Source organism: Fibrobacter sp. UWB10 (genome assembly GCF_900182935.1).
GTDB classification, from domain to species: Bacteria; Fibrobacterota; Fibrobacteria; order Fibrobacterales; family Fibrobacteraceae; genus Fibrobacter; species Fibrobacter succinogenes_O.
This window is the reverse complement of the sequence record NZ_FXUE01000001.1, coordinates 234,016-257,489: the sequence shown is the minus strand read 5'-3', so window position 1 is coordinate 257,489 and position 23,474 is coordinate 234,016. Positions and strand designations below refer to the sequence as shown.

Below are 23,474 nucleotides of genomic sequence, written 5' to 3'. Positions count from 1 at the left end.
TTTCAGCCCCATAAGTGGAATTCTGCCTGTTATTTGTTGTTTTCCTGCGTGTTATCGGGCTTGGTAACGCCAGCAAGCTTTGCTCCAAACATGGATCCAAGAACTGTGCGCAAGTCGATACCGAGAGAATCCGTGAGGCCGTTGGTGACCTGCGTGAGAGTCTTGGTAATGTCGCCTGTGAGCTTTGCCGTGTTGCCTTCGCCGTACATGGTGATGTTTCCAATCTTTTCCATGGGCTTAGCAATAGCGGCTGCGATTTGCGGCATCTGTTCGAAATATCTTTCGATAGTCTTCAGCTGCATTTCTTGGCGAGCGGCATCACCATAGAGCTTCATGGCTTCTGCCTTCTTGTTCAGCGCTTCAGCCTCGGCAAGGCCTTGTGCCTTGATAGCTTCTGCTTCGGCGAGACCCTTTGCCTTCGTGGCTTCTGCCTCGGCCATGGCTTTCGCCTTGGTGGCTTCGGCTTCGGCGAAGGCTTTTTCCTTTTCTGCATCGGCTATCTGCTTAATAGCCTTGGCACGCTGTTCTTCCTTGTAACGGTCGGCTTCTGCGTCTTTCTGTTGCTGGAAAAGTTCCGCTTCAGAACGCTGGATCTGGGCCTGGCGTTCGGCTTCGGCTTTCTTTTCGATTTGAGCCTTCAGTTCCTTTTCGGTCACCATCACCATGCGTTCGCGAATTTCAATTTCCTTTTCCTGCTTGGCGACTTCTGCTTCGGCCTGGGCCACGTTGATTGCCTTTTGCTGGGTCTGCTTCTGGATTTCGTAAGCGGCGTCGGCAATAGCCTTTTCTGTATCCGAAATCTTCTGCAGATTGGCCTTTTTCACGGCGAGGTCGTTCTGCTTTTGGGCGATTTCCAGTTCGGCGGCCACGGCAGCGTCGTTGGCGTCTTTCTTGGCCTGGGACTGAGCAACGCTGATATCTCTTTCGGCATTGGCCTTAGAAATGGCGGCTGCCTTGCGAATGGCAGAGGTCTTGTCCACACCCAGATTTTCAATCACGCCGTTGGCATCTTCAAAATTCTGGATATTGAAAGTCTGAACCACAATACCCAATTTTTCCAAGTCGGGAATAGCGTTTTCGAGCACGAGTTCAGAAACTTGCTTGCGGTCTCCCACAAGGTCTACCAGCTGCATGCGACCTACGATTTCGCGCATGTTACCTTCCAAGATATCTACAATCATGGCGCGGATATCTTCGGGCTTCTTGTTCAAGAAGTTCTGAGCCGAAGACTTGAGACGGTCGGGATTATCCGAAATCTTGGCAGTCACGACAGCGTCGACAGAAACGTTGATGTAATCCTTTGTCGGAACCGGGCTTCCTGTCTTTACGTCAATTTGAATCAACTGCAAAGAAAGGTGGTCGGCGCGTTCAAAGAAGGGAATTCGAAGGCCCGCACGTCCGATAATGACTTTCGGAAGCTTCCGAAGGCCTGAAACGATAATGGCTTCGTCTGGTGCGGCCTTGATATACGACATCACAAAGATGATGGCGAGGAAAAATACCACGGCAAAAATAATTGTTAAAAGAATGCTTGTTTGCATAAATTAATTCTCCTTTTGTTTGTTCTAAATATATAACAAAAGATCTGCCACGGAATGACAGACCTCAAATTTTTCGATAGAATGAAAAAAAATTGTGACCGAGTGTTTAAACGATTTCGTTCTTGGCGTTCACGTGGATAACGGTGGGTTTCCACGACTTGGCTTCGGCTTCGCTCATGGTTGCATAAGCAACGATAATCACAAGGTCGCCCGGCTGAACAAGTCTTGCGGCTGCGCCGTTCAAGCAAATCACGCCAGAACCGGCAGGGCCTTCAATCACATAAGTATCAAGGCGGTTGCCGTTATTAACGTCCAAAACGCCGACTTTTTCGAAAGGAAGAATATTTGCGGCATCCATCAAATCGCGAGCAATAGTAATCGAACCCTCATAATTGAGGTTTGCGTCGGTTACAGTAGCGCGATGGATTTTGCTTTTGAGTAATTCTAGCTGCATGATGCGCTTAGAATTTTACGTTGAAGAATCCGGCAACGCCCTTATCCGGGGTCGGGAGGATTCCGTAGCTGAAACGGTTTGCGTCCGGGTTGCTGTCCCACTGAGTGCTAAAGAATGCGTCTGCGAAGGACCAAATGTGTGCACCCGCAACGAAAATCAGACCATACCACCAAGCGGAATTGCCGTCGATTGCAAGGTAAACCGTTGCGCCGACGCTGACACCCCAAAGGGCATCCATCCAAATGGCTTTCATCGATTCATCTTTGTGCCACTGATACAGCGACGGAATCAGCAAGGAAAGGTATGCATAGCCCTGGTCGCCAGAGCGGTTACGGTAAGAACGGTCGATATCGGCGTCTTCAAGGCCGCCAGAACGCTGGCTGATCCATTCCTGTTCGGAAACACCGAGTTTTTCCCAAGGTTTCTGGAGATATTCGGAGGGGCGAATGCCCATTTCTACGAGGTTCGTGAGTTTGTCTCTCGAGATGCCTTCTTGCTTGGCTTGCTGGAATTCCCACTGAGTGAGACCCATTTCTTCGTAGTTGAAGCCCTGCCATTCATCGGCAGTAGCCTTTGCTTCGCCAACATTTGCGCTAGGAGCTTCTTCGTTGCTGTTGTCGGCAAAAACGTCGTCCGTTTCCTCAGTAGCCCCGTAAGAATAGGAATCTTCGGAAGATTCATCGTCAAACTGTGCGAACGCAATGGAGCCGCACAAAAGCACCGTTGTGAGAATCTTGCACCAATTCGCCATCAGTTTCTTCCTTCAAAAGTAATGCCGGGGGAGGGAATCGAACCCTCACACTCTCGCGAGTACCGGATTTTGAGTCCGGCGCGTCTACCAATTTCACCACCCCGGCTCGGGGTTTGCTCAAATATAGAACAATTTTAGCATTTTTTGCAGGGGAAACCGCGAAAAAAGCTCTTTTTTGTGCAAATTTACCTTTTCAAAAGGGGTTGATATTCAATTTTTAGGGGGGCAAGCTTGCTTGCCGCGAAATCGACCGCCTTATCCTTGGTTTCAAACTTGCCTGTTTGGACTAAATAGAGGGTTCTTTCGCCGCGTGGCTGCTCAATAATCGTGCAGGTGATTTTTTGCTTTTTCAGGCTCGAAACCAACAAATCAGCATTAGATTTTGTTCCAAATGCGCCTAACTGCAGGGTCCAGTATTCCTGAGCGGGGGCTTGGGCGGCAGGAGCGGGGGCCGGCGCGGGTGCTGGGGCTGTAGCCTGGACAGCGGGTTTAGGTTGTTCAACCACCGGAGCCGGTTGGGCGGGTTTCGGTGCCGGTTCAGGGGTAACGGGCTGTGCAACCGGAGCTGCTTTGGCCTGCGATGCAGTGCGAATAGCCTTGATTGAATCCGGGTTGTTCAGCAAGTTGCAGCGGTCATCCAAGTCTTCCGACTTTACTTTTGCCTTTACGGCCTTGCAAACCTTCTGCAGTACAATGGCTTGGTGCGGGTGCGAAGTTTCGATTGCCTGAATCAAGTCTTCGGCGGCCTTGTCATACTTGCCAAGGTAGAGCCTGAACTGGGCGCTCGTCATCATCAAGTCCGAATAAATCGCTCTTTGCGGGTTCGTAGTCTTAATCAGACTGTCGAGGCGATTGCCTGCAATCTTGAACGACTGGGCGCTACCCATTTGCGAAAGAGCGAGTACGTTCCACAAGTAGCATTCTGCACGCAGGGAATCCGGTTCCTTGGGGCAGGCGGCTTCGTATGCGGCGGCGGCTTCTTTCCAGTTGCCGGCAACGTATGCCTTTTGCGCATCAGCCATCGTCTGCGCGAATGAGTTTATGCAGCAAAGTGCAAGTAGAATAGAAAGTACGCTGATTTTGGAATCCATCTTTCGTCTCTCGTCTGTAGGCGCTTGCGCCGTTCTCTCGTCTAAACTAACTTTCCTCTAATCGTCCATCCGCGAATGTCGTCGAGCTTCACCTTCACGTAGTCGCCGGGCTTCACGATGCGGCCTTCTTCGGGCTTAAAAATTACCTTCTTGAAGTTGTCGGTGCGGCCGCGTAGTTCCGTTTCGTCGCGTGCGGAATTCTTTTCCACCAAAAGTTCCTCGGTACGGCCGAGCATCATCTGGTTGCGCTTGAGCGTAATGGCGTTCTGCAGTTCCACCAGGCGTGTGTGGCGTTCCTGCTTTTCCTGCTCGGTGAGCGTCTCGGCTTCCTTGTACGATTCTGTACCCTTGCGCGGGCTGTAGATGAACATGAAGGCGCTGTCGAACTGGCACTGTTCAAATGCCTTGAGCGTGTCTTCGAAATCTGCTTCGGTTTCGCCCACGAATCCGCAAATCACGTCCGTCGAAATGCCATAGAACGGATCTTTGCTGCGCAACTGCTCGATAATCGAGAGGTACTGCTCCATGTTGTGCTGGCGGCGCATCTTCTTGAGCATGACGTCGGAGCCGCTCTGGATAGGAATGTGCGCGTAGTGGCAGACCTTCGGGTTGTTCAGCAACACGTCGATGAGTTCGTTCGTGTAGTGCCTCGGGTGCGGGCTCGTAAAGCGAATGCGGCGGATGCCTTCGATTTCAGAAACCTTCGTAAGGAGGTCGGCAAAGTTGCCGCCTTCCGTTTTGTAGGCGTTCACCGTCTGGCCCAAGAGCGTCACTTCGGTAATACCCTTGTCGGCGGCCTTGCGGACTTCGGCGAGCACGTCTTCCATGTTGCGGTACTTTTCGGGGCCTCGCAGGTACGGTACGATGCAGTAGCTGCAGCGCTTGTTGCATCCGCGCTGAATTGCGACGAAAGTCGTGAAATCGTTCTGGAGCTTCGCGTATTCACCCAAGTAGTTTTCGCTCAGGTCCTCGTCGATGAACATCTTGTGGTGTGTCAGGTGCAGCGGGCTATGGGCGTCGCCGAGCAGCAATTCCGGGATTTTCTTGTACTGGTCCGGGCCCACGACGTAGCTCACGTTCGGAAGGCGCTTCAAAAGTTCCGGCCCGCGATTTTTAGCCATGCAGCCGCACACGACAACCTTCACGTCGGGATTCTTCTTGTTCAGGTACTTGAGCTTGCTGATGTTCGCGATGGCGGTTTCCTCGGCCTTTTCGCGTACGCTGCAGGTGTTCACGATGATGAAGTCGGCATCTTCTTGGTTGCTCGTTTCAACGCAACCGCACATGTCGAGTTCCTGGGCGATCATCGCCGAGTCGTACTCGTTCATCTGGCAGCCGTATGTGGCCAAGTGGTATTTTTTCATGGGCGATAATTTAGAAAAAATATAGAAGGGGGAAGAGTCCCCCTCGCTTCAGCCACGGCACAGCCGAGTCTTCCGCTACCCCTTCGCCTAAGGGCTCTGCCCCTAAAACCCTGAGCGCACTTTTCCAACCCACTTTTGAGTGTTTGGATGCACTTTTTCGACCCACTTTTGTGTACTTGAATACACTTTTTCAAGGGAGTTTATTGAAAAATGGCGATTTTAGTTAAAATTCGACAGTTATGTTTCTTAAAACATTCTTGAAAAAGGGATGTTCCTGAGTCTAAAAAATTATACTATACTTAAAATATGGCGAAGCTTTTTAGCAAATGCTTTGGGAAGATTGTTCTGATGACTGCGGCAGCGCTGTTTATCGCCTGTGGCGATGACGGGAGTAGCTTCGGCCCCGAGGGTGGCGAAAGCTGTTTCCCCGACACCACCAAAATCACCTACGCGCTCAATCCCTTCGACGGCCCGCTTTCTAACCCGCACAAGGGTTTCACGGTGCCGACGGGTGGCGCGTGGACGTTTGTTCCGGAATTTGAATACGGCCCTTACGGTTCCTTGAACAACAGGGCGTGGGACTTGGTCTCGTACGGTTCCGGTTACCAGCAGTGGAACAAGTTGAACCCGGCTAAGGGCGTTTACGACTGGACGGAACTGGAAAAACTGCTGAACGCACTTGCCGAGCACAACATGACTTACGCCTTGCGCGTGCTGCCGTACACGCCTTCGTTTATCAAGAGCGATTTTCCGCCGCAAGAAGAATACGACTGGACTCCGCCCTTTGTCTATGAGATGGGCGCGAAGAAAATCCAGATTGACTTGCGCGGGACGGAATACCATGCGTACGCTCCGGTCTGGGATGATTCCGTCTATATTTGGGCGGCAAAGGAGTTTGCAAAAGCTCTGGCCGAAAAATACGATGGCGATCCGCGCATAGAATACATTGACGTCCGCACTTTTGGCGAATGGGGCGAATGGCACACGTCTCACATTTTAGGGAGCGAAATGCCTGCCGATTCGGTGTTGATTGACATGCTGGACTATTATGCATCCCTGTTTAAGAAAACCCAGCTGGTTCTGCCATCTAACGGTTTTGGCGATGTTTATACGCATGCGCTTGAACTCGGCATTACCAAGCGAGATGACGGGTTCATTGGCATTCCCGGTAGGCCGGATACTTTGTTGCGGGCGTACAATGCGAATCTACCGACTATTGCCGAAAATATAGCCGGTTACAAGACGATGCTTACTTACGACGATCTGATTCCCGGGGGTAACCAGAAGTGGACTCCGCAGCGCTGGGTGAATGCGATTACTACGGCGCACCTGACCTACTATGTTCTTGATCAGGACAACGATTGTGGTTACTATTTCTACAAGGACAACAAAGCTCTTGCCGATTCCATGAGCAAGGTCATCGGCTACAATTTTACGGTGACACAGGCGGAACTTTTGACCGTCGCAAGCGCCAAAGATACTACAAGCACATTGAACATTACCGTCAAGAATACTGGCGTAGCACCCTGCTTCTTCGATGTCTACATGGTGGCGGAATTCGTGGATTCTACGGGTAAGGCTCTTACGCAAATTGGCGAGACGGTCCGCATTCCCAAGGCGACTTTCAAGGACGGCGCATCAAAGGATTTCTCCTTTAAGGCAACTGGTGTGGCGAATATCGTGACGCAGCCGGGCGTTTCCGTGGCGCTATCCCTCAACGAAAGCGAAGATGCCTTCAAGAGTGGCAAAAATCCGACCGTCCGTTTCGACAACGACGGCCTTCAGGAAAATAATAAACTACTATTGCAATCCCGATAACGCGCGTAGTTTCATGTCCCTTCTGCTTGCTCTTTTGTTTCTAGCGCTTTTCATTAGCGCCATTGTCCGTGGGAAGTTTTCTTACGGCAAGGCGGATTATGATTTCCATGAGCATCCGGTGCAGTTTGTTATTGTCGTCGTGTTTATTCTGGGTGTGTCGGCGCTTTGCTTTTACCGATTCCTTGTCGAGATGGAATTCATTCGGTAAATTTCTACATTTGGGCGCGCTATGCTCCAAAAGAAATCCCTCATTGTTTTTGACTTGGACGGGACTCTGTTCAATACGCTTGGTGATCTTGCCGTGGCGGTGAATTTTGCGCTGCGCCATTTTGGGCTCCCGGAACACGAAGAACAGCGCGTGCGAACCTTTATCGGAAACGGTTCCATGAAGCTTATCGAGCGTAGTATGGGGGAGGCCGCGCTCCCTGAAAATATGGCTCGCTCCGGTGTGACCATCGAAATGGTTCACAAGGTCTATTCGGATTTTTATTGGGAACATTGCACCGAACGCACGCTTCCGAATCCGGGAATCGTTGAATTTTTGAACAATTCCAAAGCCCGCGTGGCAATGCTCACGAACAAGCCGCTTCGCCCTAGCGAAAAAATCCTGAATCACTTTGGACTTCGCGACCGTTTTGAATTTATTCTTTGCGGCGATACCACGCCCGAACGTAAGCCGAGCCCCGCTGGCTTGCTCAAGATTCTTGAAATGGCGGGCGTTTCTCGTGAAGAGGCGGTAATGGTGGGCGATGACCAGCCGGACATTCTTGCAGCCCGTAATGCCGGGGTCGATTGCATTACGCTCCTTTGTGGCTTTGGAAAACCTGTGAATTTACTCCCGCTAAAGCCCGAAAATACGGTTGAAAGCTATGCTGAAATGTGTGCCGTCCTGAACGCATGCACATAAAAAGTTATCTTCTGAATGAACTGTGGAGGGACTATGAAAAAAATTCTATTTCGCTCAATAAGTCTCTTGTGTCAAGCGGCTGTGATTTTCTTTCTGGCCGCTTGTGGCGATGATGCCAGCAGTTCAACCTCTGCAGAGGGCGAAAGCAGCGCCGTTGTTGATGAAGAATCCAGTTCGTCGTCGGTAACATCGTCGAAAAAGACTTCTAGTTCCTCTGTTGCTAAAGAAAATTCTTCGGAAACAGAAAGTTCGTCTTCTGAAAATGTTTCCAGTTCTTCGCTTGTTTTGTCAAGTTCTGTAGATTCTTCAAAATATTTACTTCCAGAAGATTCTTTGTATTTTTCAACGACCGTTGTCGAAGATACGCTTGAAATATTTACCTTCGGAAGTGTCATTTTCAATATTGCGGCAGATTCATTCTTGACTAAGTTCGATTACGGTGATTTCGTGACAGTGATGATTCCGGGCTACGACACGATAGAGGTCCCTGTAGTTGCAAGTTTTAGCGATGTATTCCCGGGCGAATTCTTTTTGTATGTATCTTCGGGCTTAAATTACATCAAGCTTGAAGCGCGCTATGGTCAGATGGCTGAAATCGTTGGTTTTGGGCGTGATATAACATTCCCGATTGACGTTACCATTCGAATACAGAAAAGAGGTGGCTATATCGATCACCTGAAAAATTTGCGATCGCTTTCGATATCGTATTACGTAGAGGCTTATCCAGATTTATCCATCGAAGACTTTGCCAATTTCAGGATGGTGAAAACCACGGGAATGGGCGAGGGTGCTCTGTATCGTTCGTCGAATCCGCTGGACCCTTCGATTGGCCGTAATAAGTATGCCGATTCCTTGTCTCGGGTCGCGGGCGTCAAGACATTCTTGAATCTTACAGACAATGAGGCAAACGCCGAGTTGTACAATGGCTATGCGGAATCTTATTATGCATCGCAGAACGTGGTGTACCTAGATGTGCAACCCGCTTTTGCAAATTCGCCGTTCAAGATAGGGCTCGTCAAGGGGCTGCGCTATATGATTGAGCACGAAGGCCCGTACTTGGTGCATTGCACTTATGGCATGGACCGTACTGGCTATACAATTGCCGTGCTTGAGGCGTTGATGGGGGCGACTGCCGAAGAAATCAAGGCCGATTACGTGAAAACGCACCAGAATTTCTTCACCGTTATCAAAGACTATCAAGTAGCCTTGACGTCAACGCAAGTGGAACTGATTCAAGCGGTTATCGTGAGGTTGATGCAAAATGCATACAAGGTGGAAGGTGTCGATATTTCGGATTTCGAAAACGTAGACCTTGCCGCAGCAACAGAATCCTACCTGCTTTCGCTCGGTTTGGAAAGTTCGGAAATCGAAGCCCTTAAAAACCGGCTAAGATAAACTTGTAGCTAGTACGATTCTCGGCTTTCCCAGATTTCTGCTTCCGTTTCGCAGATGTCTTTTTCGGATGCATCTGCTTTGCCTGTCATCATGTAGATGGCGTCGTCGACGAGCGCTGCAAAAACGCAACGCTGGAAGTCGCCTTTTACAACCTTGACGGTTCCGTAGTGCTTTTCTTTGTTGTATACGGGGCCGATGGTTTTGCCTGCTCGTAAGGCGGCAGATTTGCTCAGCCAATAATCATGATCCCACTTTAAATAGTAGAGAATGAATGCTTCTTCGCTCGCATCTTTTTCGATTGTAAAGCCTGGGTCGCGGTAGAGGTCTGCTTTGTTCATTCCTCTAAGCTCGACGTATTCGGGCTTTTTGAGCAAGGCGTATGCGGCAAGGTTCTTTTCGAGGGAGAAAAATTCCACTTTAATATTCCATTTGCCATCCAATTCGAAAGCAAGCGGTTTGGGAATGGGGGAATATAGGGTGCGGTTGACTTTTTTAACTAAGCCGCCGAGAGCGTTGACTGAACTTTCGGTTATAAATGGTTCTGTCTTGTTAGAAGGTTTTAACCCGCTTGCGCAACTTGAGAGCAATATGGCTAAGAGAAACAGAATGGCGAATTTGATCTTCATACCCGAAATATACGTTTTTTTGTATATTGTAGCCATGAATTTCAAAAGCATTGTATTTGTTTCGGCTGTTGCTTTCGCATCGGCTGCCATGGCAGATGAAGCGATTCGCTTTGTTCCTGAAAATTACCCGATTGGTATGCTGAATCAGGGCGATACCAAGCACATTATTCTCAAGGGCGCGAATATCACGAATAAAGAAATCGTGCTTGAAAATGTGTTCGGTCAAGGCAATGGCATGTCGAACTTCAAGTTCCCGAACAAGATTCCTGCAAAGGGAACGGTGACGATTGAGTTTGATTTTAGCTCTGCCGAAATGGAAGGCCAAATCAATCCGGTGGTGGTGCTGGTCGATACTACGGGCAAACCTTATCTCGCCAACATGGACGGCATTGTGAAGGTACCGTTTGTCTTTAGCGAAAAGCTCTTTGATGCTGGCTATTACGCTAAGGGCGAAAAGCGCGAATGGTCGTTCTACATTTGGGAAACCGACAAGAAGGCTCGCCCCGATATTGCTTTGGATGCCGAATCGGCCAAGCAGTTTTCCATTTCTACAAAACCGGTTATGTTGAACGTCGACAAACTGGAACAAATCAAGGAAGGCGGCAAGGTTCCGGGACTCAAGGTCACGCTTACGACTAAAGGCCTTTCTCGCGAAGGCTGGGAACTCAAGCAGAAGAGCATTCGAAAGATTGTTTCGTTCAAGAGCAAAAAGTACCCCAAGGCTACACCTGACGTGCTGATTGTCGGTTATTGGAAGTAAATTTTTGGCTTTTTTGGGGCGTTAGCCTTGCAAAAAAGCCTATTTTTATCTAATTTTGACCCACCAATGAACCAACGGGATGTAGCTCAGCCTGGTAGAGCGCTTGAATGGGGTTCAAGAGGTCGCTGATTCGAATTCAGTCATCCCGATAAAAAACACCGCTTTTTAAAGCGGTGTTTTTTGTTTCTCAGAAATCTGTAGTGTCTAAGGGACTCTTACCCTTGCTTGTCTTCGCTTTCGGTGGACCCTTCGTCTACTACCACGTCGTTGATCGTGCCGTTGCCTTTTTTCGGCTCGTCGTCGAGGTAGTCGATGCTTAGTTCAAAATTTTGACCCTTAGGAACTTCTGCGTTCTTTTTCAGAGCGGCAAGTTCAATGGCGGCAGCCTCGTAGTCGGCTTCGGTTACCCATTCAGGCTTCCACACGATCACGCGGTTACGGCCACCTTCCTTACCTTGGTAAAGGGCCTTGTCTGCCATCTGGATACTGCGGTCTGCGCCGAGGCGGTCATCGAATTTTGCGACACCAAGAGTGATTGTAATCTTGATGGTGAAGTCCGCATAACGTACAGTCATTCGTTCGATTTGTCTGCGGAAGCGTTCGGCAACCACTCTTGCGCCTTCGAGGTCTGTTTCCGGCAACAGTGTCAAGAATTCTTCGCCGCCGTAGCGGGCAAAGACATCGTACTTGCGCAGCAGGCCGCGAATCGTCTGAGCCACTGATTTCAAGATGATGTCACCGCAAGCATGGCCGTAGGTGTCGTTGATATTCTTGAAGTGGTCGATGTCGATAAAGATAAAGCAGAACGGCTTGTGCGTGCGAGCGGAACGTCCCATTTCGTTTGCGATGGTTTCGTTCATTTCGCGGCGGTTGGGAAGCCCGGTCAGTTCGTCGGTCTTCGAAATCAGTTCCAGCTTCTTGTTGACTTCTTCTAAATCCTTGGTTCGTTCCTTGACTTCCTGTTCCAAGATATCCCTATGGGCGTTCAGTTCTTTAATCTGGCGCTTAATGGTATCGTGCATAGAATTGAATGCATTGCTCAACTGGCCCAGTTCGTCTTTACGGTTGCCCACATGAATTTCATCGACGTCGAGGTTTCCATCGCTAATCTGGCGAATGTGTCTTGTCATGCGGTTCAGCGGTAGACCAAGTGTATAGAACATCCATGCGGCGACAATCAATATAATCAGGATTGCCACAAACAGAATTGCGATGCTAGCCTGAATAGCCGAAGAAATCAAATCGTCGATTTCATTTTTCGGTTGGAAAGCAAAAATGCCAAAGTCCGTATTGGTGTCAAAGAAATAGTTGACCAGGTATTGCTTCTTGTCGCTCAGTTCCTGGAAATGAGCTTTCTTGATCACGTAGTTTCGGGGGTCGATGTCAGCAAAACCGAGTTCCGTAATCTTGTGCGTGTCTGTCAGCCAGCGCTTCAAGTCGGGGTGGTAAAGAATTTCGCCCTGACCATTGATGGCGACTAGGAATCCGTTCTTACCGATTTTATAGTTCGGGAAGTTCGTCCAAAGACGGCGAAGCGAAAAACTAGCGAGCAAGAAACCGGAAGAACTGGAGCGGTTCATAATGCTAATGCCGAACAGGCGCTTGGGAGGAGCGTCTTTTGCTTCCCTGAACCAAGGGGTCATGTACGGACGGTGCTGAGTAATGCGCGAAAAGTCAATGGGGTATGGACTTTCTGTCGGAATGCCGACCATGGAATTGTCGCAGATGAATTCAAAGGCTCGGTCGTATAAGGTAACGGTTTCGCCCGAAATGAATAGCGACGAGACGCTATAGCTTTTAAGGTAGCTTGTAGCGGTCGTCGGATCCAGACTTTGAATTTCCGAAGTCTTTGCCAAAAGTGTCAGTCGGTCGCCGAACTGCTTCATTTCGCTAGAGGCCATGTTGCCAATCTGAGTGAGCATGGACTCGTTGTTGTTGAAGCTCCACTCTAGCATCAGGTTTGTCTGCTTAGACGTAAAGATGAAATTACTACCCGTGACCACAAGGGACATGGATACAATCAAAACGATAAGCACCTTGAAGACGATGCTTCGCGAGAAACCTGATATAGTGTGAATCGGCATAAGACGTTACTTTAGAAAACTTGTTATTTCTTGCGCTTGCGGATGAAGGCGAACAGGAATCCGAAGACCAGCATGAACACGAATACAAACGGAGCCTTCTTCATGTTGCTGTTAATGGCGCCATCTGTGGAATCCTTGGCGACTTCGGTCTGAGGCTTTTGTTCTTCGTTAATCTTGTTCCAAGCGGCTTTGAATTCCGCTGCGGTCATCAAGTTGGTTGTGGGATAATTCAACTTCTTGTCGATTTCAATGGAGTACTGATGGAATGTCTCGTACAGCTTGTCTTCGGAGTAGAGCGACGGGATTTCCATCTGTTCCCAAATGGCGCTGAACATGGCGACAAGTAACTGTTCCAGTTCGCCCCATTCCGGAATAGCCACGTAGGCGCGACCGGTTTCAAGAGCGCGAACGAGAATGTTGTAGTCTTCGTCTTTAGCCCATTCCTGCAGAACCTTTCTAGAAGGCGGCAAGAGACCGATTTGCTTGGTGTAGGCATCCAGGTTTTCATCGTTGGACAAGAACAGCAAGAGGTCGATTGCTTCTTTACGGTTGTTGTTTGTCGGAATGGCAAGGTTAGAGCCGCCGATAAAGCTTACGCTTCCGACCTTTCCCTTAGGAATGGGGAAAACCATGACGCTGTCCCTACCGATACGGGCATTCGAAAGACCGCCCATGCTTCCGTGGAAACGGGTCTGCATCACGATTTCAGAAGTGCTTACGATAAAGGCGAGTTCGCCGTTATTAAACTGCTGGGCAATTTGGGCGGTGTTGGTCTGCAAGGCTTCGGGAGTGACCAGTGTATCCATAATAAAGTGGAGGTAGCTGGAAATACCAAGAAGGGTTTCTTTGGAAAGAATGTTTGCATGCCATTTGCCGTTTTCATCTTTTTTGATGAAGGAACCGCCGTTACTCCAGATCCAAGGGGCGAAGTTGTGCGGAATGTTCCAGTCGCTCTTGCCGGGGAAGGCGAAACCTCTTACGTGAGCGCCATCGTCAAGGACTTCATCTTTGCTGTTGACCTTGCGGATAGCGTTCTTGAAACCTTCGTAAGTCCTGATGGAATCTCTTGTGATACCGTGTTCAGCAAGGATTCTCTTGTTGGCAAGGACCGGACGAATGTCGATAAACCACGGAATCGAGTAGATAATCGAATCTTCGTCGATATGTGTCGTGTTCCAGCTGACAGGTACAAATCTTTCGGGCTGAATAGACGACAGGTATTCGTTCAAGGGCTTAATTTCTTTGCGAGAAGCGAAATACGGAATCCAAGTGGTACCAAGCTGCAACACGTCCGGTGCGGGTGTCTGGCCGGCAAGGGCCTGCGAAATACGGGTCCAGGCTTCACCCCAGTCAAGCACTTCGACCTTAGTCGGAATATTGGTCTTCTTGGTATAGAGTTCAAGTCGTTTTTCGAGAATTTCTTGCGGAGATGCTCCGTTTGGCATAATCCAAACTGTGAGCGGCTGTTTTTTGGGGGCAGCCATTGCCGCTGTGGATACAATAGCCAAAGCCAAAATAGAATGTATAATACGATTCTTTCCGATACCCATTTGAACAACTCCTCTGATTTTTCTTCTTCTTGGTATTTGAACATTAAAATAACAAAAAAATCATAAAAGTGATAAAAATCACCCCTCTAAGGGCCTGTTTTGCTACTCTAAATTGGAATAGGGACCTATAGTTTTATTTGTAAAGTTTTATTTACTATTTTAACGATTTTTGAAAGTTAAAAAATTGAAAAAAAAGGGGGCATCTCACCAAACCATCATTTTTTAGTTATATTTTTCTTGTCGTAAGAAAACGATAATCAACCCTTAAGGAGTTAAAAAAATGAAAAAAGGTATCATTACCCTTCTCTGCGCCGGCATGATTGTTCTTTCCGGCTGCTATGGCAAGTACGCATGCTTCAACAAGTTGCTCGCTTGGAACGGCACCCTTGGTAACAAGTGGCTCAACTCCATCGTGCACTTCGGCATGAACGTGATCCCGGTCTACGGTATCGCTCTGTTCGTGGACTTCCTCGTCCTCAACACTGTCGAATTCTGGACTGGCTCCAACCCGCTCGCTTCTGGCGACTCCTACTATGAAAAGGACGCTCAGGGCAACGAAATTGCCGCTGTCAAGAATGCTGACGGTTCTATGACCGTTGAAATGACCACCGCTGCTGGCGAAAAGGCCACCATGACCCTCCAGCGCGATGAAAACGTTATCCGCGCCCTCGACGCCGAAGGTAACGTTGTTGCTCAGCGCGAACTCGACAAGTAATTTCTTACTTGATTGAAATTCAAGGACCTTGGTTTTTGCCAAGGTCTCTTTTTATTTATTTTATTATATATTTAGGCTATGCTATGGCGTGTGTGTTACATAGGGGTGCTTTCGCTCACCTTTTTCTTGATGTCTTGTGTCAAAGACGACATCAAGCGTGGTAACGACGCCTTGCGTATTGGCGACTACGAACGCGCCATTGCAAATTTCTCGAAAGCCTTGGATGTCGAACCTGCAAACCGCGACGCCCGTTACGGGTTGGCCCTTTCTTATTACGCCGTGGCGGAGCAGACTGACCGGTTTAAGGACTCTTCGTTTGTCCGTTGGAGCCGTGCGGCCCGTGAATTCAAGATTCTATACGGTCTAGATAGCAGCGGAAAAATCGATGCTAATTATTCTACGTGCCTGTTCTACCTGGCCCGAGCAACGTTGAACCACGATGCTTCTGCGAACGTACTGCCCTTATTGGATAAATCTATCGGATTGGATAGCCTGAACTATTTTAGTTATAACTTGAAGGGCTTGATTCTTGCCCAAAGCAGCGCTCCCGGTGACTTGAATATCGCAAAGAATATATTCATCCACATTGTAACGCGAGAGCCTGGATTTGTGTCTGCATACATTAACCTCGGAAATATTTACTGGGATGAGGGCGATGTGGAAGCGGCATGGGATACTTGGTCGGCTGGACTTCAGAAGGCACCGACAAACAGGTCCCTGATTTACTGGACGCAGGTTGCCGAAGATTCTTTGAAGTCGATGGTGCTTTCGGGTAGACTATGAGCGTAAAAAGCGAAGTGTCTACGGCAAGCATTCTGGACAAGGCATGCGAATCGGCCTTGTTGCATCAGGGCGGCGAAGCCGACGTTTATGAACTTGTATGTGGCGAAGATTTATACGCCTTAAAGTGGTATCATTCGGGTTGCAGTTTTGAAGACGCTGTCGTGGGCCGCCTAAAGCACTTGAACATTCCGGGACTTTATCGAATTCGCGAGTCGGGCGTTCGCGATAATACGCCGTACTTGGTTTACGATTTTGTCGATGGCGCAAGTTCTGCCGACATTCCTGCAATGCCGGTGCCTGTAGCGTTGAATCTCTTGCGCCAGGTGGTGCATACGCTGGACGCCTTGAATAAAGAAGACATCCATCACGGCGATATCAATCCTTCGAATATCTTGCTTTGCAAGTCGGGCGAAAGCTTGCAGACGCTTGTGATTGATTGCGGCATTGTCGGACCCGGAGCCTTGGCTTATGCGGCGCCGGAGCGCTTTCAAGGAAAGCCTGCGAGCGAACAAAGTGACCTTTACAGCTTGGGGATGCTCCTGTTCCGCTGGATAGCTGGGGTAGACTTGCTTGATTCCGGCGATTACAACAAACTAGCGGCTCAAGCTCTGACTATCGATTCTGTCGATGTCTCGTCTCGGCTTTATGAATTGGATTGCTGTAGCGCTCAGGAACTTTCTGCGCTGGATTCGTTATGGAAGGCTCTCTTGCGGGCAAAAGCCGAAGACCGCGCCGAAGATTTTGACGAACTAGATGAACTTTTAGAAATCGCTCTCGATTCCATCGGGGTGGGAGAGGTGACTGTCCAGACGGCCTTGCAGAAATATGCAGATGAAGTGCTTGCCATAAAAATGGAACAAAAATTCCCGATAGCCCCGAAAAATGAATTTCCGTATCGCAAAAATGGCGGTGAAAACAAAAAAAATACCTTAAAAATTGCCGTTTTGGCCATTTTCGGACTTATATTAATTGCAATGGTGTTTCTGGTCTGTGTTGGAACCAAAAGTCCCGACATCGACGAAACAGGAAATTTATTGCTCCAGAAATCGAGAAGTTTGGAATCGGTGGAGTCGGGTATAGAAAATCAATTGGATTCTGCCCCTGATTCGGTTCCGCTGAAGATGCTGGAGGATTTGCCTACGCCAGTATCGGAATAATTTTTCAAGAGGTTTCGCATGAAGTCAGAATCGATGCTAGCTACAGAAAAAATGCTGGATGTCGTGAAAATCCTGTTGGACGAAGTCCAGCCGGAATCACTTTTTGTGAAAATCCTTGAAGTTGCAAAGAACGTGTTGCATGCCGATGCCGCGGTCTTGGATACGGGTGGCGAAAACGCAATTCACCTAAGCAATCCTGAAAAAGTTTCCATTTCGATTTCTGCAGTAAAGCAGGCCAAGCTTGAAAAGAAAGCGGTGGTGTGGAATCAGCTCGATGACGATTCCGCTGACCTTTCGAAGTCGATTGTACAAAACCAGCTGACAAGCATTATGGTGTCGCCTTTCCGCACGCCCGAAAGCGAAGCCGGTTATTTGTACTTGCAGCGCGCCGCCCGCGAAGAACCTTTTACTGAAGATGATAGCGCCCTGTTCGATTCGTTCGTGATGGTGTGCGAAAAGTTCGCCTTTGCCGCATTCGATCGCCTGCGTGATAAGGAATCGCTGAATATTTTAAGAAACGTCATCCGCAAAGACGGGATCGTATATTCGAGCAAGGCAATGGCTGATTTGATTGCGCTTGCAGACAAATTAGCGGTACTCCCGATGCCGGTCATTATTCGTGGCGAAACGGGAACCGGTAAAGAAGTCGTTGCCCGCTACATTCATAGACATAGTCCCCGCGCAGACAAGCCTTTTGTGGCGGTAAACTGCGGTGCCATTCCGGAACACTTGATGGAATCGCTCTTGTTTGGGCATGCCAAGGGCTCGTTTACGGGCGCTATTGAAACCCGTAAGGGATTCTTTGAAGAAGCTGATGGCGGAACGATTTTCCTCGACGAAATCGGGGAACTGCCCATGAACATGCAGGTAAAGCTTTTGCGTGTATTGCAGGAAAAGCATATTACACGCGTGGGCGACAATCGCGAAATTCCGGTGAACGTGCGCATCATTAGTGCGACTCACGTAGACCTGGAAGATGCTGTCAAAACCAAGCGCTTTAGAGAAGATTTGTACTTCCGCATTCAGGTAATGCCGGTTGAAATGCCGCCTTTAAGGGAGCGCGGGCAAGATGTTGTGCTCCTGGCCGAAGAATTTCTGACCCGCTATGGCGCAGAATATGGCCGAGGCAAGTTCCATTTGAGCCGCAATGCCGAAAAGGCCATGCTCAGCTATCATTGGCCGGGTAACGTGCGTGAACTCGAAAATAAGGTCCAGAAGGCCTTGGTTCAGGCGGTGCATGGCGTAATCCAGCCGGCTGATTTGGGTTTGGGCGATGTCCAGGCGCAGGCCAAGGAATCGCCGCGTACGCTTAAAGAAGCTCGCGAAATCGTGGAACGTGAAGTGATTAGTCGGGCGCTTTCTGACAGCAATGCGAATTTGACGCTTGCAGCGACGATTTTGGGCATCGATCGCAAGGTTCTCCGCGAAATCATGGAACGCCTTGGAATGAAAAAAGAGGACTTTAAGAAATAATTATATATATTTAGGGTACTGACTAGCAAGAAATTGCTGGCATAGGCCCAAAAGGACGGTTGGCACGGAATTTGCAAGAGAATGAGTATGAAAAAGACTACTCTCATAACGACAATTATGATGGCTGCAGCGCTTAGCTACGCTGCTCCATCTTCTGCGCGTCCGGAGTCTTCTGTCCCGACCCCCGCCGAGAATATGGAAATTTCGCGAGAAATGCCCAATCTTGGTGCGAAGGAAAGCGCAGATTGGCAAAAATTGCGCGCAGAACGTCGTGCTGCCCGAGAGAGAATTCTTACGGACTTGCGCAATAGTTCCGCTGCCGAAAAGAAAAATATCCGCCAGGAAGTCTCGAAAAAACGGGACGAAAAGCCTCGCTTTGAGGGGGAAATCCCAAAAAATCAGTCTCGCGAACGTCGTCCTTTTTATGAGCAACCTGAGTCTCATCAAATGAACCCGATGCGAGAAATGCCCCATGGTCCGGGGCCGGCTCCAATGAATCCCATGTATCCAATGGGGCCGATGTATCATCCCCATCCTTAGATGCGCTTCGTTGCAGTAGTGCTCTTGTTGCTTACGTCTTTGCTTTTTGCTGAGACGCAAGAATCTGTATACTTTCGTGCAATGAAAGCTGAAGAAGCCGGTGATGTGACGGCCGCCCTTGCGGCCTTCGAAGAGGCGGTTGAGATTCCTGGCCCCTATACAGAAGAAATTCGCGAAATTATTGATGACTACTATAAAGCCCTTGATACGGTTGAGGAAAAAAAGAATCCGTGGTCGCTTCGTTTTTTAGGCGATATCGGTTTTTACGGCTTGCATTATAACGAATACGGGGGCGTAGAGAAAGTCAGTGAAACCGGTGGAGATGTCTTCTTTTCGCTAACGCCGTTCGTAGACTATTCTTCGGGTGACTGGATTCATTCTTTTGGACTTGGCTTTTCGGGCGACTGGTTTGTGGCGAACGACGATATGCCCGTGCTCGATACGAACGACTGGAATATCTCGGTCGGGCTTGAATATTCCTTGGTTGGAAAATCACTGATGGTTGATGTGGGCGCCGACATCAAGGTTGTCGAAGGCGCCTACGTTTCCCCCAATTTTTATGCATGGGTGGAACGCGATTTTTATCGGTTTGAAAAGCAGCGTGTCGGTGCCGCAGTCTGGGGTTACTATGATCCTGACGGTCCGCTTTCGTTTGCGTTGTATGGCTCTTGGCACAGAACTGTTCCTTATGGCTTGAACGGTTCGGCTTATGTGGGCGCACGCTTCGAAGCCGATTCCGCAGTCGACTTCGTAAAATTTGTTGAGACGTACAAGAATACGGTTGAAGACTCAGAAAATGAGGGCAATGTGGAACAATGGAACTCGTATTGGGGTGGAAGTAATCCTATGTACGGGAACTGGCAAAACCCGATGCAGGTGTGTTTGGAAACCTACGGACCGGAATGCTATAACTGGAATATCGGGAAAATCGATTCCATGTATTGGGCGCAACGGAATGCTCCGCAAAATTCGGAATCGACTGCTGATGTTTCGATTCCCAAGTACTATGCTAAGTGGTTTGGTCCGACGCTTCGTTCGCAAGTCTCCTATAAATTCAAACGCAATATAACGGTCGAAGCGAGACTCAATCTGTTCTATGGCTTTGTATTGGACGGCCCGGATAGCGATTACGAAAAGATGGGAAAGTTTAGCGGCGTCTGGGGAACCATGCTCTATTGGAAACCGAATGCGTTGACGCTTTATTTGGGTGCCGAGCAGTTTTACAAGCATTATAGCCTGCCGAAATATTATGTTGGAATTTATCCAAGAAATACAATATTGACAGAACTGAAAGTCGGCTTCAAGTGGGAAATTTAAAAACGAAAAAAGCAGGACTCAGTCCTGCTTTTTTATGGAGATAGTGGGAGTCGAACCCATGACCTACAGATTGCGAACCTGTCGCTCTACCAACTGAGCTATATCCCCAGGTTTGGCGGAAATATAGAATTAGCCTCCGCCATTGTCAAGAGCTAGTTGCCGCGGTTGTCCATCGACGAAAACATCTGGATGATTTCGTCTGTGAACGTCGAGTTCGGCAAACCTTGTGCAATTTCAAGCGCCTTTTCCAAATGGTCTTGGGCGCAAGCTTTTGCTTTCTTGAAAGCATCCTTTGTATTCAACTTCTCGATGATTTCTTCGGGAACTCCGGCCTGGTCTGCCTTTGCAATAAGGGCTTCCATGTCGGAACGTTCCTGCGCATTGCAGCCTTCAAAGTAGTACAACAGCGGGAGCGTAATGAGTCCGTTGCCGAGATCGGTGAACTTGGCTTTGTCCAAATTCTTGCTACCAAAACCGTAGTCCAAAAGGTCGTCGATAATCTGGAATGCAATGCCGAAGTGGCTTCCCATTTGGGCGCAGTTGTCGATAAGAGCCTTGTCGAATCCGGCGAGAATTGCTCCGATGCGTGCTGCTGCTGCAATCAAGGCGGCGGTCTTTCCGTCGATAATGCGATCGTATTCTTCGAACGAAAGACGCATGTTTCCGGACTGGTCCAGTTCCAGAATTTCGCCGGCAATTAATTTGTCTGCGGCCTTGGAAAGCACTGTCGGAATGTCGTGCGATTCTTCATCAATCACGCACTGCATGGCCTGCGAAAGAACATAGTCGCCAATCAGAACGGCCACTTGCGTGCCCCATTCCTTGTGCGCAGTCTTTTGCCCGCGGCGAATGTCTGTGCCATCGATAATGTCGTCATGCACAAGGCTTGCAAGGTGCAAAAGCTCAATGCCTGCGCAAGCGTGTGCCACGCGAAGGCTGTCGGGCTTTTGCGTGCCGCTCTGAGCAATCAGGCAAAGAAGCGTAGAACGAATGCGCTTACCTTTGCGCTGGAACAAAGAATCCAATCGCTCGCCGATTCCTGCAGGAGCGTTTTTAGCGACACCGAAAATAACGTTTTCGGTAAGTTTCAATTGTTCTTGAACAAGTGAACGTGCTTGAGTCAGCACGGTCTGAAAATCTGCCTTAGTCGGAGCCATTGGGACCTTTAAATATCCAGGTCGTCCAAGACCTTGTAAGCGTTAGATTCAATGAACTTGCGGCGCGGTTCCACGTCTTCGCCCATCAGCATGCTGAAAATCTGGTCGGCGGCCACGGCGTCTTCCACATAGCACTGCTTGAGGAATCGCTTGGTGGGGTCCATGGTCGTTTCAGAAAGCTGTTCCGGAGACATTTCGCCAAGACCTTTGAATCGGCTGATGGTCACGTTCTTCTTGTCTTCGAGCTTCGCCATGGCTTCGTCCTTGGCGGTTTCGTCGAACAGGTAAGTGTCCTTGGTGCCAACCTTGAGCTTGAACAGGGGCGGCATGGCGAGGAACACGTGGCCTTCGTCAATGAGCGGGCGCATGTAGCGGAAGAAGAAGGTGAGGAGCAAAGTCTGAATGTGAGATCCGTCCACATCAGCATCGGTCATAATCACAATCTTGTTGTAGCGGAGCTTTTCGAGTTTGCATTCGGTACCGAGGCCGCAACCGATGGCGTTCACCAGGTTCTGGATTTCTTCGGTATCGAGCACGCGGTGAAGGCTAGCCTTTTCCACGTTCAAAATCTTACCACGGAGCGGGAGAATGGCCTGGAACTCGCGGTTACGGCCCATCTTTGCAGAACCACCTGCAGAGTCACCTTCCACGATGAACAGTTCGCATTCCTTGGGGTCGCGGCTAGAACAGTCCGCGAGTTTACCCGGAAGTCCACCGCTTTCAAGAACGTTCTTGCGGCGGGCGAGGGTGCGTGCCTTGTGGGCTGCTTCGCGGGCCACGGCGGCGTTGTAAACCTTGTCCAAGATAATCTTGACCGCAGCCGGGTTTTCCTGGAAGTATTCTTCCAGCTTAGCGCCGAAAGCAGATGCAACGTAGCCTGCGATTTCGGAATTGCCGAGTTTGCGCTTGGTCTGACCTTCGAACTGCGGCTGCGAGACCTTGATAGCGATGACGGCGGTAAGGCCTTCACGGATATCGTCGGCGGTAATGGTAATGTCTTTCTTGCCCTTGGGCATTTCTTGTGCGAACTTGCCGATAACGCGGGTGAGGGCTGTCTTAAAGCCCGTCACGTGCGTACCACCATCATAGGTGTTCACGTTGTTCACAAAGCTAAAGAAGTTTTCCTGATAGCCGTCGTTGTACCACATGGCCACTTCCAGCGGATACTGACCATCGGGGAGCACCAAGTGAATCGGTTCTTGGAACAGCGGCGTACGGTGTTCGTCAACAAAGCGCACGAATTCAGAAACGCCACCGGGGTAGCAGAAGGTTTCGCTGTGCTTTTCTTCGGTACGTTCGTCGGTAAGCGTCAAGCGGAGCCCGCTCATAAGGAAGGCGAGTTCGCGGAAACGCGTAGCGAGCGTGTCATACACGTAAACGGTTTCGCTGAAAATCGTATCGTCCGGGTAGAATTCAACAGAAGTACCGGTCGTACCATCGCTTTCACCCAAATCTACCTGCGGACCGCACGGAACGCCACGGGCAAATTCCTGCTGAACCACGCGGCCATTGCGGCGCACGGTCACAACCAACTTGTTGGAAAGTGCGTTCACGCAGCTCACGCCCACGCCGTGCAAACCGGCAGAGACCTTGTAAGAGCTATTGTTGAACTTACCACCGGCATGCAACTTGGTCATCACGACCTGGATGGTGCCGACCTTTTCCTTGGGGTGAATGTCGGTCGGAATGCCACGACCGTTGTCGGTCACGCGAATGCCGTTACCCGGCAAAATGGAAATTTCAATATGGCTGCAGAATCCGGCCAAGGCTTCGTCCACGGAGTTGTCGACCACTTCCCATACCAGGTGGTGGAGACCGCGGATGTCTGTCGAGCCGATGTACATGGCCGGGCGTACGCGCACGGCTTCGAGGCCTTCCAAAACGGTAATGCTAGAGCCGCTGTAGTCTTCTTCGGCCTTTTTCATTTCTTCAGATTCTTCTGCCATTTTTTACCTTGTTTTCTTCTTCTAAATTCTTGATGCTCGTGGGCC

At 49.4% G+C, this 23,474-nt stretch carries 21 protein-coding genes and 3 tRNA genes; 12 read left to right on the top strand and 12 right to left on the bottom strand.

Features of this window, described 5'->3' with window-relative positions:
* Window positions 1–29: 29 nt before the first annotated feature.
* The 6 genes from QOL41_RS01055 to miaB all read right to left on the bottom strand — a co-directional run bounded on the left by QOL41_RS01055 (window position 30) and on the right by miaB (window position 5,201).
* A complete protein-coding gene (locus QOL41_RS01055) occupies window positions 30–1,541 on the bottom strand; it encodes a flotillin family protein (protein ID WP_173653172.1) in 1,512 nt (503 codons plus the stop codon).
* A gap of 106 nt (window positions 1,542–1,647) precedes the next feature.
* The gene (panD, locus tag QOL41_RS01050) at window positions 1,648–1,995 is read right to left on the bottom strand and encodes an aspartate 1-decarboxylase (RefSeq protein ID WP_173653173.1); all 348 of its coding nucleotides are present in this window, start codon (window positions 1,993–1,995) and stop codon (window positions 1,648–1,650) included.
* Window positions 1,996–2,002: 7 nt separating this feature from the next.
* On the bottom strand, window positions 2,003–2,746 hold the full coding sequence (locus tag QOL41_RS01045; protein WP_283428294.1) for a hypothetical protein: 744 nt from the start codon (window positions 2,744–2,746) through the stop codon (window positions 2,003–2,005).
* Between the two features lie 22 nt (window positions 2,747–2,768).
* A tRNA-Leu gene (locus QOL41_RS01040) sits at window positions 2,769–2,852 on the bottom strand.
* 79 nt (window positions 2,853–2,931) lie between these two features.
* Entirely contained in the window at window positions 2,932–3,837 is a 906-nt protein-coding gene (locus QOL41_RS01035) for an SPOR domain-containing protein (protein WP_283428293.1), read from the bottom strand.
* A 41-nt stretch (window positions 3,838–3,878) separates the two neighbouring features.
* Window positions 3,879–5,201 (bottom strand): tRNA (N6-isopentenyl adenosine(37)-C2)-methylthiotransferase MiaB, encoded by a 1,323-nt coding sequence (gene miaB, locus QOL41_RS01030; protein ID WP_283428292.1) that lies wholly within the window; start codon window positions 5,199–5,201, stop codon window positions 3,879–3,881.
* Window positions 5,202–5,507: 306 nt separating this feature from the next.
* Here miaB and QOL41_RS01025 point away from each other — a divergent pair, with 306 nt between their 5' ends.
* From QOL41_RS01025 to QOL41_RS01010, 4 genes are all read left to right on the top strand, one after another.
* Complete coding sequence (locus tag QOL41_RS01025) at window positions 5,508–7,019, top strand: DUF4832 domain-containing protein (protein WP_283428291.1); 1,512 nt, start codon at window positions 5,508–5,510, stop codon at window positions 7,017–7,019.
* Window positions 7,020–7,032: 13 nt separating this feature from the next.
* A complete protein-coding gene (locus QOL41_RS01020; protein ID WP_163438793.1) occupies window positions 7,033–7,227 on the top strand; it encodes a hypothetical protein in 195 nt (64 codons plus the stop codon).
* A gap of 21 nt (window positions 7,228–7,248) precedes the next feature.
* A complete protein-coding gene (locus QOL41_RS01015; RefSeq protein WP_283428290.1) occupies window positions 7,249–7,926 on the top strand; it encodes an HAD family hydrolase in 678 nt (225 codons plus the stop codon).
* Between the two features lie 81 nt (window positions 7,927–8,007).
* Complete coding sequence (locus QOL41_RS01010; protein WP_283428289.1) at window positions 8,008–9,321, top strand: tyrosine-protein phosphatase; 1,314 nt, start codon at window positions 8,008–8,010, stop codon at window positions 9,319–9,321.
* Between the two features lie 8 nt (window positions 9,322–9,329).
* On the opposite strand, the gene QOL41_RS01005 is transcribed toward QOL41_RS01010, so the two are convergent.
* Window positions 9,330–9,947 (bottom strand): hypothetical protein, encoded by a 618-nt coding sequence (locus tag QOL41_RS01005; RefSeq protein ID WP_173653182.1) that lies wholly within the window; start codon window positions 9,945–9,947, stop codon window positions 9,330–9,332.
* A gap of 34 nt (window positions 9,948–9,981) precedes the next feature.
* On the opposite strand from QOL41_RS01005, the gene QOL41_RS01000 reads away from it, so the two are divergent.
* Both QOL41_RS01000 and QOL41_RS00995 read left to right on the top strand, forming a co-directional pair.
* Window positions 9,982–10,707: a hypothetical protein gene (locus QOL41_RS01000; protein ID WP_173653183.1), complete on the top strand. Its 726-nt coding sequence runs from the start codon at window positions 9,982–9,984 to the stop codon at window positions 10,705–10,707.
* A gap of 75 nt (window positions 10,708–10,782) precedes the next feature.
* Window positions 10,783–10,856 (top strand) — tRNA-Pro (locus tag QOL41_RS00995).
* Window positions 10,857–10,922: 66 nt separating this feature from the next.
* On the opposite strand, the gene QOL41_RS00990 is transcribed toward QOL41_RS00995, so the two are convergent.
* Window positions 10,923–12,791 carry a diguanylate cyclase gene (locus QOL41_RS00990; RefSeq protein ID WP_283428288.1) on the bottom strand — a complete coding sequence of 623 codons (1,869 nt, stop codon included), beginning with the start codon at window positions 12,789–12,791 and terminating at the stop codon, window positions 10,923–10,925.
* A gap of 23 nt (window positions 12,792–12,814) precedes the next feature.
* Window positions 12,815–14,341, bottom strand: a complete 1,527-nt coding sequence (locus QOL41_RS00985; RefSeq protein ID WP_283428287.1) for an extracellular solute-binding protein — start codon at window positions 14,339–14,341, stop codon at window positions 12,815–12,817.
* A 280-nt stretch (window positions 14,342–14,621) separates the two neighbouring features.
* On the opposite strand from QOL41_RS00985, the gene QOL41_RS00980 reads away from it, so the two are divergent.
* The 6 genes from QOL41_RS00980 to QOL41_RS00955 all read left to right on the top strand — a co-directional run bounded on the left by QOL41_RS00980 (window position 14,622) and on the right by QOL41_RS00955 (window position 20,326).
* Window positions 14,622–15,056 carry a DUF3332 family protein gene (locus QOL41_RS00980; RefSeq protein ID WP_173653186.1) on the top strand — a complete coding sequence of 145 codons (435 nt, stop codon included), beginning with the start codon at window positions 14,622–14,624 and terminating at the stop codon, window positions 15,054–15,056.
* A 78-nt stretch (window positions 15,057–15,134) separates the two neighbouring features.
* Window positions 15,135–15,839 (top strand): tetratricopeptide repeat protein, encoded by a 705-nt coding sequence (locus QOL41_RS00975; protein ID WP_173653187.1) that lies wholly within the window; start codon window positions 15,135–15,137, stop codon window positions 15,837–15,839.
* Window positions 15,836–16,996: a serine/threonine protein kinase gene (locus QOL41_RS00970; RefSeq protein ID WP_283428286.1), complete on the top strand. Its 1,161-nt coding sequence runs from the start codon at window positions 15,836–15,838 to the stop codon at window positions 16,994–16,996. Before QOL41_RS00975 ends, QOL41_RS00970 begins: the two co-directional genes overlap by 4 nt.
* 18 nt (window positions 16,997–17,014) lie before the next feature.
* Window positions 17,015–18,469, top strand: a complete 1,455-nt coding sequence (locus tag QOL41_RS00965; RefSeq protein WP_283428285.1) for a sigma-54 interaction domain-containing protein — start codon at window positions 17,015–17,017, stop codon at window positions 18,467–18,469.
* A gap of 87 nt (window positions 18,470–18,556) precedes the next feature.
* On the top strand, window positions 18,557–19,009 hold the full coding sequence (locus QOL41_RS00960; protein WP_283428284.1) for a hypothetical protein: 453 nt from the start codon (window positions 18,557–18,559) through the stop codon (window positions 19,007–19,009).
* An 81-nt stretch (window positions 19,010–19,090) separates the two neighbouring features.
* Complete coding sequence (locus tag QOL41_RS00955; RefSeq protein ID WP_283428283.1) at window positions 19,091–20,326, top strand: hypothetical protein; 1,236 nt, start codon at window positions 19,091–19,093, stop codon at window positions 20,324–20,326.
* A 35-nt stretch (window positions 20,327–20,361) separates the two neighbouring features.
* On the opposite strand, the gene QOL41_RS00950 is transcribed toward QOL41_RS00955, so the two are convergent.
* The 3 genes from QOL41_RS00950 to gyrB form a co-directional block, all read right to left on the bottom strand.
* Window positions 20,362–20,434 (bottom strand) — tRNA-Ala (locus tag QOL41_RS00950).
* Between the two features lie 44 nt (window positions 20,435–20,478).
* Window positions 20,479–21,483 carry a polyprenyl synthetase family protein gene (locus QOL41_RS00945; RefSeq protein WP_283428282.1) on the bottom strand — a complete coding sequence of 335 codons (1,005 nt, stop codon included), beginning with the start codon at window positions 21,481–21,483 and terminating at the stop codon, window positions 20,479–20,481.
* Between the two features lie 8 nt (window positions 21,484–21,491).
* A complete protein-coding gene (gyrB, locus tag QOL41_RS00940) occupies window positions 21,492–23,429 on the bottom strand; it encodes a DNA topoisomerase (ATP-hydrolyzing) subunit B (RefSeq protein WP_173653193.1) in 1,938 nt (645 codons plus the stop codon).
* Window positions 23,430–23,474 lie beyond the last annotated feature (45 nt).